The sequence below is a fragment of the Flavobacterium sp. ZT3R18 genome (genome assembly GCF_007097385.1).
Taxonomy (GTDB): domain Bacteria; phylum Bacteroidota; class Bacteroidia; order Flavobacteriales; family Flavobacteriaceae; genus Flavobacterium.
This window is the reverse complement of the sequence record NZ_VJZS01000006.1, coordinates 106,390-121,039: the sequence shown is the minus strand read 5'-3', so window position 1 is coordinate 121,039 and position 14,650 is coordinate 106,390. Positions and strand designations below refer to the sequence as shown.

Here is a 14,650-nt window from a genome sequence, read left to right as displayed (position 1 = left end):
AAAAAGTGTTTTTTCTTTGCTTCTTAGCGCCTTTGCGAGCAAAAAAAGAGTTCAACTTACCAAGACACTATATACAAACCACTTAATCTATAACCTCTCGGCCAATTCTTCCGCATTAATATCACTATGCGAAGCATCATAAACCGATTGTCCGTTTTTAATCAGCAACACTTGTGGGGATTGGTGCACTACTTGAAAACGGTTGGCAATTTCATTGGAAATTTCTCTATATTCTATCAAATCCAAAAAATACGCCGATACATTGTCCTGCGTAAAGACGTTGCATTGCAACGTCTCTACCTCAAATTGTTTCAATGCAAATCTACTCACACTGCAACGGGTACTGTGTTTGAAAATTGCTACAGGTTTTTCGTTGGATAATGCTACAATCTCATTCAGCTGACCTAAATCAGTTAGCGGAATCCAATTGATTTTATTTGTTGTTGCTGTTGTTTTCTTCTCTTCTGAATTACCAAATAGGGAATTAAATATACTCATTTTGTCGTATTTTATGTCTTTTTGTCTTTATAATATGATGGAAATCATAGTTCAAACGTCAAATTGTCCGTAAATTTATAGTGGAATACCATTTGATGATTATTTTGCAAAGCTAGTGAAATTTAGTAATTAGTAATTAGTGAATAGTGATTAGCTTCAGGGCGATTAGCGACAATTTATAATTAGGACTAATCACAAGTAAAAAATAACTACATAAAATCAGCAAAAGAAATTTTATTTCGAAGCTAAAAGCTAATTGCTAATCACTAATTACTATAAACTTAAAAAAATAATAAAAAAACCTTTAATCATGAACATTAATAAATTTACCATTAAATCGCAGGAAGCCATACAGCTTTCACAGCAATTGGTTCAGAGTTTGGGTCAACAGCAAATCGAGAACGAACACATTTTTAAGGCTATTTTTGAAGTAGATGAGAATGTGGCTCCGTTTATTTTGAAAAAACTCAATGTCAATGTACCGTTGTTTCTTCAAATTTTAGACAGCACCATACAGAGTTTTCCAAAAGTTTCTGGAGGCGAAATTCAGCTTTCAAGAGTTGCCAACTCCACATTGAACGAAGCCGAAATCATCGCCAAAAAAATGAATGACGAATACGTTTCTGTCGAACATTTGATTTTGTCCATATTCGACTCTAAAAGCAAAGTAGCCCAAATCCTAAAAGACCAAGGTGTAACCGGAAAAGGATTGAAAGCCGCTATCGAAGAATTGCGCAAAGGCGAGCGAGTAACCTCAGCTTCTGCCGAAGAAAATTACAATTCTTTGAACAAATACGCTAAAAACCTCAACGAACTGGCCAGAAACGGAAAACTGGACCCCGTAATTGGTCGTGACGAAGAAATTCGACGCGTATTGCAAATCCTTACCCGAAGAACCAAAAATAACCCAATGCTAGTGGGTGAACCCGGCGTGGGTAAAACCGCCATTGCCGAAGGTCTCGCACACCGTATTGTAGATGGCGACGTACCCGATAATTTGAAAGACAAAATCGTATTCTCCCTCGATATGGGAGCCTTGATTGCGGGTGCCAAATACAAAGGGGAATTCGAGGAACGATTGAAATCCGTAGTCAAAGAAGTCATCGCAGCCGAAGGAGACATCGTGTTATTCATTGACGAAATTCACACGCTTGTAGGTGCAGGCGGTGGCGAAGGTGCTATGGATGCCGCCAATATCCTGAAACCGGCTTTGGCTCGTGGAGAATTGAGAGCTATCGGTGCGACAACTTTAGACGAATACCAAAAATATTTCGAAAAAGACAAAGCTCTCGAACGCCGTTTCCAAAAAATCATCATCGAAGAACCGGACACCGAAAGTGCCATTTCGATTCTAAGAGGAATCAAGGAAAAATACGAAACACACCATAAAGTACAAATCAAGGACGATGCTATCATTGCTGCCGTAACCCTTTCGCAACGTTACATCACCAATCGTTTCCTTCCGGACAAAGCCATCGACTTAATGGATGAAGCCGCTTCGAAACTGCGCATGGAAATCAACTCCAAACCAGAAGAATTGGATGTTTTGGATCGAAAAATTATGCAGTTGGAAATCGAAATTGAGGCTATCAAACGCGAAAAAGACGAAAGTAAACTCAAAGGACTTGGTTTGGATTTGGCAAATCTCAAAGAAGAACGAAACGAGATTTACGCCAAATGGAAATCCGAGAAAGAAGTCGTTGATAATATCCAAATCGTAAAAACCGAAATCGAAGACTTCAAATACGAAGCCGAACGTGCCGAGCGTGAAGGCGATTACGGTAAAGTAGCCGAAATTCGTTACGGAAAAATCAAAGAAGCCCAAGAGCGACTAGCCGTTTTTACCAAACAATTACAGGAAAACCAATCGGGAACTTCCTTGATTAAAGAAGAAGTAACCCGCGAAGATATAGCCGAAGTAGTAGCCAAATGGACCGGAATTCCAGTAACGAAAATGCTGCAAGGCGATAGAGAAAAACTGTTGCATCTAGAAGAAGAGTTGCACAAACGCATTGTGGGACAGGAAGAAGCCATCGAAGCCGTGAGTGATGCTGTAAGACGAAGCCGTGCTGGATTGCAAGATGTAAAAAAACCCGTGGGAACCTTCCTTTTCCTAGGAACAACAGGAGTGGGAAAAACCGAGCTTGCCAAAGCCTTGGCCGAATACCTGTTCGACGACGAAAACGCCATGACCCGAATCGATATGAGCGAATACCAAGAACGCCACAGCGTGAGCCGATTGGTAGGTGCGCCTCCAGGATACATAGGCTATGAAGAAGGTGGACAATTGACCGAGGCAGTGCGCAGAAAACCGTATTCCGTGATTCTGCTGGATGAAATCGAAAAAGCCCACCCCGACACCTTCAACATCTTGTTGCAGGTACTCGACGAAGGACGTTTGACAGATAACAAAGGACGTTTGGCCGATTTCAAAAACACCATTATCATTATGACTTCCAACATGGGAAGCCAAATTATACAGGATAAATTTGAGAATCTAAAAGGAAGCGTCGAAGCCGCCACCGAACTCGCCAAAATCGAAGTGATGGGATTACTGATGCAAACGGTACGCCCCGAGTTCATTAACCGTATCGACGAGATCGTAATGTTCACGCCACTTACAGCCAAAAATATTGCCCAAATCGTAGGATTACAACTCAAAAGCGTGACCAAAATGCTTGCCCAACAAGGCATCACGATGGACGCCACACCCGAGGCCATCGCCTATCTGTCCGAGAAAGGCTATGACCCGCAATTTGGTGCCAGACCCGTAAAACGAGTAATTCAAAGAGACGTTCTCAACCAACTCTCCAAAGAAATCCTCGCCGGTCGAGTAAAACCAGATAGTATTATTTTACTGGATGCCTTTGATGACGGTCTCGTTTTTAGAAATCAAACTGAGTTGGCACACGAATAAAAAACCGTCAGTTCGAGTGTTTTTTGTGTAATGAAATGGAACAAAAAATGTATCGAGAACAACATTCAAAAAAACTGCATTGTGGCGACACTTTGCAGTTTTTTTATTTAAGAGCATAAGTATTTGGTTTTTCATCAACTTCACTCCCGCTGTCCACAGTATCTTTTATCCCGAACCCCGGCATAAAAGGATACTTGCTCCCATCGGGGCTATGCGAGGTATTTTGTTTTTCAGAAGAAATGATACGGTTTGTGGTTGTTGTCTTTTCAACATATTTTCTTAAAAACAACTAAAGGTTAAATATTTACGAATACCCTTTTCTATTTATATTTGATATATTTACAAAAGAAAAAATTAATATTATGGGAGAAATTAAATTAGATGTAACCTCAACGGTTGCAGAAAAGGGGGTTGAATTAGCTAAAGGTTTTTTGGAAAAACTATTAGGTTCAAGTGTAGAGGAGACAGGTTTGTTAATATCAGATAATATTAAATTAATTTATTGTTCACTCACTGAATCCTATAAGAATTCATGATTTCGAAGCCAATGAAAAACACAATTGTTATTCAAAGACTTAAGAAACTAATTATTATTATTTTTTTAAAAGCCTAAAACAAAATCCGTTAATTAAACTAATCTAATGGACATTAAGGGACGCGAAGTAAACCCAGTGCTTAAAATTCAACCCAGGAAATCACAAAGTCTAAAAATTGGGCAATATTATTCAAAAAAAAAAAACCAATCGCTCCCAAAACAGTGAATTGACCCGAACAATTGTACAGCCATTATAAAAAATTCACAACGAAATTAAATTAAAACAATGCAACCTAAAAAAAGTCCCGCAAGCTTAAACTTGCGGGACTTCTAAACTATATTCAAAACTGAAATTTATTCAGAAATAAACAAGCATTACTATACTTTAGACCATTTTCCTCCTTTATAGAGTCTTGATTCTTCATTAGTCGTAGTAAGATCAATCTCCACAGCATTACTTCTGACAGTGCTGAACATGGTAGATGTACTTATATTCTGCTGAAACCACACCATAACCTGCTCAACAGGAACAAGCTCGGCTGTTCCTGAAACCATCACATCTTCGGCAACATAAATAGGAGTCGAAACTTGGCTACCATCCACACCATAAGAAAGTTGATTAACTCCAGGATGAATATTGCCATAATTATTTACCATATTTATTGCTATGTCTGATCCTCCGCTAACAGGTGCTGAAAGAACCCCTGCAGTATTAAGCGTACTTTGTTCTCCTAACCCTATTGAAACTATATTTGTTGAACCTTTTACAGTAACGGCATCTTTAAAAGTATTGGTTCCAAAAAGCTGATATTGGGGAGTCCAGCTAAACTCATTGTTGCCTAAATATTCAGCATATGCCTGCCAAACGACATTATAGGTATCCCCCACCTTTTTTGCAAAACATAACATATAATGCGCATCCTTTAAAGTCTGGAGATCAGCACTGTCAATCAAAATATTAACAACCTTAGTTGTAGACTCCAATGCAACGGCAAAATTAGTATACTTCAACAATTCTTTTGAATTTGGTCTTGTAATTTCTAATGTTTTCATAGTAACTTTGATTATTTTACATCCCTACTCTCTGGCTTTTCGGTTTCCGCCCCGTTTTTAAAATGGTTTCTGGACTCCATCTTAATTTTTTATAATATTACCTAACAAACTCACAGTATTACAAAACAAAAAAATCAAGTATAAATACCTGATTTTTAGATTGTTTAAAAAATTATTATGCATTTTAAAAATCAAAAAAATGAGTCCGACACGGGTTGATAAAACAAAAGATGTTCTTTAAATGGCTCGTCCAGACATAATCTTTCCGATCAATAAAGAACACGGATTTACAATTATTGCTTGAAAGTTATGCAGTAAAAAGTCTTGCTGTTGTTTTTTTTGAGAATTGCCCGATTATTTTGTTGAAAGGAACAAAGTTTTGAAAGATCCCCCGCTGGTTTGAGCGTCTATTTCGCTAGCGCGATGCCTCTGGCTCGTGCACACAAGCCGAGTATTTACAATCTAGAAACAGAAAATCAACTCCATAACGGGGTTGTTTTTTTTGCTTTAGACACTGACACGAGCATACTTTATAGATTGGAGCCGATATACTAAATGAGATTGCTTCGTACCTCGCAAAGACTCAGCGAACGCACATACAAGATACGACTTCGTTACACACGCTAAGCAAACAATACAATTCCACAATCAAAGTCTTTGCGAGGAACGAAGCAATCTCACTATAAAAAGCAAACCCAACAAATCATTGGAACGGATATAGCAAATGTGATTGCTTCGTTCCTCGCAAAGACTCAGCGAACGTACATAAATTCCAACATCCCAGCTCTACGAAGTCTCCCCCGCTAGTTTGAGCGTCTATTCCGCTAGCGCGATGCCTCTGGCTCGTGCACACAAGCCGAGTATTTACAATCTAAAAACAGAAAATCAACTCCATAACGGGGTTGTTTTTTTGTTTTAGACACTGACACGAGCATACTTTATAGATTGGAGCCGATATACTAAATGAGATTGCTTCTTCCGATAACTATCGGAACTCGCAAAGACTCAGCGAACGTACATACGAGTCCTAAATTCACCGCTCCTCTCACGTGGAATTTTTATAATTTGTTTTTAGAAAAGTATCTGTCCATAACTACTGTCGCTGTTGCTAAATCTTGTACTCCAAGTCCAACCAATTTTACAATTGTCAGGCCGACTTTTTCATTTGTTTCAATGCTTTCTGAAAGTAATTGGCCAAACTCAAAAGTCTTATTAATTATAGATGGATTTTGAGCAAATGCATCTTTAAATTCACCATATTTTTTATTTAATTCAATACTATCAACAAATATACTTTTGGCATCTTCAAAGCATTGAGTATCTAATTCTTTTTTGAATGTATCATCTGCACGAACCGCTGTAATATGCTGTCCGGATGTTAGCCAATTTGCTTTTATTAATGGCAAAGTGCTGGATGTAGTTGTTATAATTATTTCTGAATTTTTTACAGCTTCTTCAACTGTCTTGGCTATATTGATTGAAATATTTGAAATGGATTTTTCAATTTTCTCTTTCAATATTTCTGCTTTGTCAATATTTCTTCCATAAATAGTTAGTTTTTCAATATTTCTCAATTCTTTCAAGGCTTTTACTTGATAAAATGCCTGATTACCTGTTCCAATAATTGACACTGAATTTGCGTTTTTTGTAGCAACCTGATCTGTTATGATAGCACTTGCTGCAGCCGTTCTTAAATCGGTTAAATATCCCTGGTCTTTTAAAATTGCTGTAAATTCTCCTGTATTTGCATTAAACATAAAAATTACACCGCTATTGGCTGGTAAATTTTTAGTCTCATTTTGTGGAAACATCGTAGCCACTTTCATAGAAAAATAAGAATAGCCTTGAATAGCGGCTATTTTGATATGTGCATCAGCATTATTTTCAAAGTGAAGTAAATTTACAGGGGAAGCAATAACTTTCCCCGAACTGTAATCAATAAACGATTGCTTGACTGGCTCAAATAAATCCCTGATAGTTACAAGTTTTTTTATTTCTTCAAATTCAATTGTTATCATTTCAGTAAATTTTCTTTAACAAACTCTTCAAATTTTTCAAGTGCTATCGGCATATTCTTTCTTCCAAAACCAACTCTAAAAAAACCTCTGTAATCATATATTTCACCGGGTAATAGCAATACATTTTTTTCCTTCACAACTTTTTCGACAAATGCCATATCATCAAATTCAAAATTCATTTTTACAAAACCAATTGGTCCTGCATTTGGCTGATACCAAGTAAATAACTCTGAATATGTATTGAAAAAAGCATTCAAGAGAGGAATATTTGTCTGAACAATTTCAAGATTTCTTTTCAAAATTTCATCCCTGTTTCTTAATGCAACACCCGCTAGAAACTCACTTGGTGCCGAATTACATATGGTGGTATATTCTTTTAGGACTGCAATTTTCTCTAAAATCTCTTTTTGTTTTGACGCTACCCATCCAATTCTAAGTCCTGGCAATCCGTATGCTTTCGACATTACACCCAATGAAACGCCATTTTCATAAATATCTGCAAACGCTGGTATCCTATATTCCGGTTTATGCTCTAATTCTCTATAAACTTCATCACAAAAAATAATACAATTATATTTTCTGGCTAACGCGACAATAACTAACTGTTCTTCTTTTGAAAAATGATGTCCTGTTGGATTGTGTGGACTATTCAAGTAAATAACCTTTGTTTTATTAGTTATTAGCTTTGCAAGTTCTTCTATATCAAATACAGGTATATTGTCGTCATATTTTACTGTCCAATTTACAACTTTACAACCCAAACTTTCGGGAACAGACTGTACCGACTGATAACAAGGAAATTGAATAATTACTTCGTCACCGCTATTTAAAATTGCCTGTGAAAACAAAAAAATTGGTTCTTGAGCTCCTGAACAAACCAAGATTTCATCTGCTGTTATTGAAGAATAGATAGACGAAATGTTTTGTCTCAAAGAAGGATTCCCCTTCGTTTCTGTATAACTTAACGATAGATTGTTAAAGTCTTTAGAAGCCCCTTCTTCCAATTGTAGTAAATCTCCGATTGTCATTGATTCACAATCAGAACTACATAATAAATATTGTGCTGTGAACTCGTGAATTGTATAAAATCTTTCGAGTTTAAATGGTTTTATCTTCATGTGTTGAAAATCTTACGTTAGGAAAAAAAATCTATAATAAGTGTGAAATATAACAAAAAGGTTTTAAATACGAAAAAAATACAACAAACAAATACTTAATAACTACGGAATTTTAACCATTTCAACCCGCTCTGGCAAAGATATGAGTCTCCCGACTTCGTCACACACGCTGAGCAAGCAATACAATTCCGCAATCAAAGTCCTTGCGAGTTCCGATAATTATCGGAACTCGCAAGGACTCAGCGAACGTACATAAATTCCAACATCCCAGCTCTACGAAGTCTCCCCCGCTAGTTTGAGCGTCTATTTCGCTAGCGCGATGCCTCTGGCTCGTGCACACAAGCCGAGTATTTACAATCTAAAAACAGAAAATCAACTCCATAACGGGGTTGTTTTTTTGTTTTAGACACTGACACGAGCATACTTTATAGATTGGAGCCGATATACTAAATGAGATTGCTTCGTTCCTCGCAAAGACTCAGCGAACGCACATAAGAATTACGACTTCGCCACACGCGCTGAGCAACCAATACAATTCCGCAATCAAAGTCTTTGCGAGGAACGAAGCAATCTCACTATCAAAAGCAAACCCAACAAATCATTGAAACGGATATAGCAAATGTGATTGCTTCGTTCCTCGCAAAGACTCAGCGAACGTACATAAATTCCAACATCCCCGCTAGTTTGAGCGTCTATTTCGCTAGCGCGATGCCTCTGGCTCGTGCACACAAGCCTAGTATTTACAATCTAAAAACAAAAAAACAACTCCATAACGGGGTTGTTTTTTTGTTTTAGACACTGACACGAGCATACTTTATAGATTGGAGCCGATATACTAAATGAGATTGCTTCGTTCCTCGAAAAGACTTAGCGAATGCACATAAGAATTACGACTTCCCCGCTAGTTTAAGCGTCTTTTCCGCTAGCGCGATGCCTCTGGCTCGTGCACACAAGCCGAGTATTTATAATCTAAAAACAGAAAATCAACTTCATAACGGGGTTGTTTTTTTGTTTTAGACACTGACACGAGCATACTTTACAGATTGGAGCCGATATACTAAATAAGATTGCTTCTTCCGATAGCTATCGAAACTCTCAAAAACCAAAACAACAACACCTTTTGACTGGGAATTGGTATTCACAAACAGGAATTGATGAAGTGAATTTTTATTTATCTTTGAGTACGAACCCAAAAACTATAACTATGCAAAATAACATCTTCAAAAACGGAATTTTAGGAGGAATAATAGTTTCTATTGTTATGATTTCGATGATTTTTTATATGAAAACCTATCCCGATCGCGAACCCAGTGCGATTATAGGTTTTGCCAGTATGTTTTTGGCTTTTACCTTCGTAATATTGGGTATAAAAAAAGAACGTGAAATCAATAATAGCGCAATCACTTTTAAAAGAGCATTCCTAACAGGCTTAGGCATTTCACTTGTCATTTCAACCATTTACGTTATGGTTTGGCTTATTATTTATTATATTTTTTTTCCAGATTTCATGGACAAATACAGTGAAATGGTACTAAAAAATACCAATCCTGAAGAGCTTGCCGCAAAAATTACCGAAATGAATCAAATGAAAGAATGGTATAAAAATCCGTTAATGATAATTGTACTAACTTATATGGAAATTTTACCCATAGGAATTGTAGTTTCATTAATTGGCGCATTAATTTTAAAGAAAAAATAATATGTCTATCTATATTATATCCAAAGTATAAATTATAGTACACCGACAACACGGATTGAACGGATTATACACAGAATTAAATAAGTGTCTGAGATACATCAAATAAAAAAATTCGCATAAATCCGCATAATCAGTACAATCTGTGGGCTAATACTCGGATGGCTTGAATATTTCAACCAAAAAATGGTAGATTCGCATACATAAACAATTAATAAACATAGATTAAATTTTGGTAATGCAATATCAAAACCAACACTATTCCTAAAACAATTATAATGGCATCAGGTTTTTTCATACTATTAGATGATATCGCGGCACTTATGGATGATGTTGCGGTAATGAGTAAAATTGCAGCAAAAAAAACGGCAGGAATTTTAGGTGATGATTTAGCCGTAAATGCCGAAAAAGCTTCCGGATTTATTTCTTCAAGAGAAATCCCTGTATTATGGGCAATTGCAAAAGGTTCCTTTATCAATAAATTAATCATTTTACCAATAGCCTTTCTGCTAAGTGCATTTTCCCCTTTGGCAATTATAATAATTTTAGTGCTTGGCGGACTTTATTTAGCTTACGAAGGTGCCGAAAAAATATACGAATACTTCTTTCCTCATGAGCATTCAAAACCAGAAATTTCAATGCAACCGTTGACCGAAGCGGAAATTTTATCTTTTGAAAACGATAAAATAAAATCAGCAATTGTAACCGATTTCATTTTATCAGTAGAAATAGTAATTATTGCACTAGGCACCGTAATAGGAAAACCTATTTCATCACAGATTATGGTTGTTTCCATAATTGCAATACTAGCAACCATTGGTGTTTACGGCATTGTAGCCCTAATTGTAAGAATGGATGAACTGGGTTTTAAACTTATTGGACTGAGCACTAAAGAACGTAGCCTATCAAAAACTATAGGAAACATACTGGTACAAGCGCTGCCAAAAGTCATCAAAAGTTTGGCTGTTATTGGTACAATAGCTTTGATTTTAGTCGCTGGTGGTATATTTGTACATAATATTGATTATTTACATCATGTATTACCCCAATTACCCTCCATTCTAAAAGAGTTTAGCATCGGGCTTATAATTGGACTGGTTGTTTTGGGAATTGTAAACCTATTCAAAAAGATGATTGGAAAAAAATAAGGAACGCAATAATTTAAAAAAAAAAATAGAATCTACTTTTCTTAATACAATTCTACAATCAAAGTCTTTGTGAAGTGGAATTGTATTACAAAAAGTAAAACCAAAAAATCATTGAAACGGATATACTAAATGTGATTCCTCCTTCGTCGGAATGACAAAAATTAAGATAAGTACGTTAAAGGATACGTTTGTCATTCCGACGAAGGAGGAATCACACAAAGTTTGTCCTGTAATATGTCATTCCTCGTGCCTACCATTGACGTTTTTTCTAAACAGATGAAAAACGTCATTTCATATTGCTTTTTTTTGAATAAAAATTCCACCGCGGAATGACAGAAAGCATTATAATGACATCAACTTGTTAAAATATGATTGAATTTACAGAGGGTTATCATAGCTATTATGTTTATATTATTACGAATAAGTATAGGTCAACCTATTATATTGGCATGACAAATAATTTAGGGGTAAGGTTACAACAGCATAAAGAAAACATCGAAAAAGGAATTAAAACTTTTGCATCAAAATATAATATTGAGTTTTTAGTCTATTGCGAAAAGTTTACTTGGGTACAGCAAGCCATAGCTAGAGAAAAGGAAATTAAAGGTTGGAGAAGAGACAAGAAATTAGATTTAATCCGTTCGTTTAATGACAATTTTGAATTTTTAAATCATCGTTTTGTCAACTGCAATGTGATTCCTCCTTCGTCGGAATGACAAAAAATGAGAGTTCGTTAAAGGATACGTTTGTCATTCCGACGAAGGAGGAATCACATAAAATTGGGGCGTCCTACCTAAACCCAGCTCTGCATTCTATGACTTCACAACACACGCTGAAAAATAATACAATTCCACAATCAAAGTCCTTGCGAACGTAAAATAAAGTTCAACAATTCTTACACTATCTTCCTTTCCCCTATTTGCTGTCTCCACATAGCGTAATACAACCCTTTTTCATTCAATAGATCTTGATGCTTTCCTTGTTCTATAATAGCTCCTTGCTCTAACACGTATATTTTGTCCGCATGCATGATGGTAGACAAACGATGGGCTATCAAAACTGTAATTTGGTCTTGTTTGGAAGAGATGCTTCGAATGGTTTGCGTGATTTCTTCTTCCGTGATAGAGTCAAGAGCCGAGGTAGCTTCATCAAACAACAGTAATCTTGGGTTTCTCAATAGCGCTCTTGCAATGGATAATCGCTGTTTTTCCCCACCAGATACTTTAATGCCGCCTTCGCCAATAGTAGTGTCCAATCCTTTTTCGGCACGCTCTAATAAATTTTGGCAGGCTGATTTTTGCAACACATCATTTATTTCGGCATCGGTTGCATTGGGTTTTACAAACAATAAATTGTCTTTTATGGTTCCTGAGAACAATTGTGCATCTTGAGTCACAAAACCCAATTGTTGTCGCAACTCCGTTAAGTCAATGTCTTTGGCGTTTATTTCATTATAAAAAATAGCTCCTTCCTCTGGAGTGTATAGCCCAACCAACATTTTTACCAAAGTAGTCTTTCCACTTCCCGAAGGTCCGACGAAAGCAATCGTTTCTCCCGCTTTCGCTTCAAAAGAAATATCTTTAACAGCATAAGAAGTAGCGGTTTGATGCCTGAAAGAAATATTTGAAAATCTCAAATTATTGATAAACCCAATTGTTTTTGGGAACAGTGGTTTCTCTTCGCTTTTGGCATTCATCAAATTACCAAAATTATCCATCGAGGCTTTTGTTTCGTTATACGTCGCTATAACGTTACCAAGTTCCTGTAGGGGATTAAACAAAAAGAAGGAGAAAAACATTAAGGTAATCAAATCTCCCGGCTTGATGATGCCTTGAAAAATAAACAGGTATAACGCAAAAACTAAACCGGTTCTCATAAAATGAACGGTTGTTCCTTGGATGAAACTCAATGAACGAATAAAGCGTACTTTCTTCAATTCCAGTCCTAAAATTTTTATAGTCGTACTGTTTAAACGATTCACTTCCTGCTCCGTTAAACCTAAACTTTTCACTAGTTCTATATTGCGCAACGATTCGGTAGTTGCTCCAGCCAAAGCGGTTGTTTCCCCCAATATTTCTCTGGAAACTTTCTTGATTTTTTTGCCCAAAAAAGAACTGATAAAAGCAATAACAGGAACAGTTGCTAAAAAAATGGGACCCAACAACCAATCTATGGAAATAGCATAAACTACCACAAATGTGATTCCGATAAGGGATTGAAAAACCAACGAAATAGATAAAGTGATGAACTTTTCACAATCTATTTTTACTTTCTGAAGCTTGCCCAATGTTTCACCGCTTCGTTGATCTTCAAAATCCTGAAAAGGCAGCTCCAATGCTTTTTGAATACCATCCGTATACATTTTTGCCCCTGTTCGCTGAATAATAATATTGGTAAAATAATCCTGAAAATTCTTAGCAATTCTGGACATCATTGCAGCTCCTAATGATAGAGCCAACCAACCTAAAACTGCTTTGGTAAAATCAGGGAAATTACGATTAAAATTAGCTACCCCAACACCGCATTGATTCAGTAATTTACCAATAATAATGGAGTCACATAACGAAAAACATTGATTAATTGCTGCTAAAAACAAAGCCAAAAATAATAAAGGCTTGTGATCTTTGATATAGGTATATAATATTTTCATTGTTCTTTCTAAAAAATTGAAATGCAAAACTACAACTATTGAATTCAAATATTGAGTTCAAATAATTAAAAATGACACAATAATAACACAACAAATTACCGTTATTATATAACATATCCTTTTGTCGAAATCCTCAATTTTACAATAAAGAAATTCGTTATGAAAATGGCTGTCCCTATTTTAATCCTTCTAATTTTTTTTAGTTCATGTAAACAACAGAATCAGGAGATTATTGAAACAAAAAAAACACTTGTTAGAAAACAACCCAAAACCATTTCGTTTCATTTCGAAAACACCAAGCAATGGCTGACAAAGAATACAGATAGCACCCAAATCCAAATCGTACTTGCCATTAACCGAACAGACAAAACTAATATAGCCAAAATGGATTCTATCATTATTCCAGGCGATTTAACAGGCGATTTGGTATTTTATCTTCCGTTTCCAATAGAGGTTCCCTACTTGAAACCCATCAATAAAATTATCTTCTTTTCTTATCCAACACAAACCTTCGCTACGTATGAAAATGGCATATTGATTCATACAGGTCCCACCAATATGGGACGAAAAAAAGATCCCACTCCTACTGGACTTTTTTATACCAACTGGAAGTCCGAAAAAACTACTAGCACATTTAATGATGAGTGGGATTTGCGTTGGAATTTCAACATCGCCAATAAAGCTGGTGTGGGTTGGCATCAGTATGAATTACCCGGTTATCCAGCCTCACATTCCTGTTTGCGACTTCAAGAAAAGGATGCCAAATACCTTTACAATTGGGCAGATCAATGGATATTACAAGATGACGAAACGGTACTCCTAAAAGGTACACCTGTAATTATTTTTGCCAAATATGATTTTGATGCACCAAAACCTTGGCTACAATTGATTCAAAATCCTACAAAATTAGACATTTCCGCAGCAGAAATAGGGAATACAACAAAACCTTACCTAAACGGCATTCTATCCGAACAGAAAAAAAGAGCAAAAATGCCAGCAAAAAAATAAATCTTGAGA

General features: G+C 36.3%; 11 protein-coding genes. 6 read left to right on the top strand and 5 right to left on the bottom strand.

Features of this window, described 5'->3' with window-relative positions; all coding sequences use genetic code 11:
• Positions 1-87: 87 nt before the first annotated feature.
• Positions 88-498 carry a bacillithiol system redox-active protein YtxJ gene (ytxJ, locus tag FNW52_RS08835; protein ID WP_143377097.1) on the bottom strand — a complete coding sequence of 137 codons (411 nt, stop codon included), beginning with the start codon at positions 496-498 and terminating at the stop codon, positions 88-90.
• A gap of 310 nt (positions 499-808) precedes the next feature.
• Between ytxJ and clpB the strand changes: the two genes are divergently transcribed.
• Complete coding sequence (gene clpB, locus FNW52_RS08830) at positions 809-3,415, top strand: ATP-dependent chaperone ClpB (protein ID WP_143377096.1); 2,607 nt, start codon at positions 809-811, stop codon at positions 3,413-3,415.
• A 362-nt stretch (positions 3,416-3,777) separates the two neighbouring features.
• On the top strand, positions 3,778-3,951 hold the full coding sequence (locus FNW52_RS20710; protein WP_185965940.1) for a hypothetical protein: 174 nt from the start codon (positions 3,778-3,780) through the stop codon (positions 3,949-3,951).
• A gap of 377 nt (positions 3,952-4,328) precedes the next feature.
• Here the strand turns inward: FNW52_RS20710 and FNW52_RS08825 are convergent, their stop codons facing one another.
• The 3 genes from FNW52_RS08825 to FNW52_RS08815 form a co-directional block, all read right to left on the bottom strand.
• Positions 4,329-4,964 (bottom strand): hypothetical protein, encoded by a 636-nt coding sequence (locus tag FNW52_RS08825; protein WP_255515530.1) that lies wholly within the window; start codon positions 4,962-4,964, stop codon positions 4,329-4,331.
• A 1,097-nt stretch (positions 4,965-6,061) separates the two neighbouring features.
• The gene (locus FNW52_RS08820) at positions 6,062-7,021 is read right to left on the bottom strand and encodes an ornithine cyclodeaminase family protein (protein WP_143377094.1); all 960 of its coding nucleotides are present in this window, start codon (positions 7,019-7,021) and stop codon (positions 6,062-6,064) included.
• Positions 7,018-8,139, bottom strand: a complete 1,122-nt coding sequence (locus tag FNW52_RS08815) for an aminotransferase class I/II-fold pyridoxal phosphate-dependent enzyme (protein ID WP_143377093.1) — start codon at positions 8,137-8,139, stop codon at positions 7,018-7,020. Before FNW52_RS08815 ends, FNW52_RS08820 begins: the two co-directional genes overlap by 4 nt.
• A 1,204-nt stretch (positions 8,140-9,343) precedes the next feature.
• Here FNW52_RS08815 and FNW52_RS08810 point away from each other — a divergent pair.
• The 3 genes from FNW52_RS08810 (at position 9,344) to FNW52_RS08800 (ending at position 11,699) form a co-directional block, all read left to right on the top strand.
• A complete protein-coding gene (locus tag FNW52_RS08810; protein WP_143377092.1) occupies positions 9,344-9,838 on the top strand; it encodes a DUF4199 domain-containing protein in 495 nt (164 codons plus the stop codon).
• Positions 9,839-10,113: 275 nt separating this feature from the next.
• Positions 10,114-10,983: a DUF808 domain-containing protein gene (locus FNW52_RS08805; protein WP_143377091.1), complete on the top strand. Its 870-nt coding sequence runs from the start codon at positions 10,114-10,116 to the stop codon at positions 10,981-10,983.
• 368 nt (positions 10,984-11,351) lie between these two features.
• Positions 11,352-11,699 carry a GIY-YIG nuclease family protein gene (locus FNW52_RS08800; RefSeq protein WP_143377090.1) on the top strand — a complete coding sequence of 116 codons (348 nt, stop codon included), beginning with the start codon at positions 11,352-11,354 and terminating at the stop codon, positions 11,697-11,699.
• Between the two features lie 179 nt (positions 11,700-11,878).
• Here FNW52_RS08800 and FNW52_RS08795 read toward each other — a convergent pair whose 3' ends face one another.
• Complete coding sequence (locus FNW52_RS08795) at positions 11,879-13,633, bottom strand: ABC transporter ATP-binding protein (protein WP_143377089.1); 1,755 nt, start codon at positions 13,631-13,633, stop codon at positions 11,879-11,881.
• Positions 13,634-13,792: 159 nt separating this feature from the next.
• Here FNW52_RS08795 and FNW52_RS08790 point away from each other — a divergent pair, with 159 nt between their 5' ends.
• Positions 13,793-14,641, top strand: coding sequence for a L,D-transpeptidase (locus FNW52_RS08790; RefSeq protein ID WP_143377088.1), 849 nt, complete (start codon positions 13,793-13,795; stop codon positions 14,639-14,641).
• The last annotated feature ends 9 nt before the right edge of the window (positions 14,642-14,650 follow it).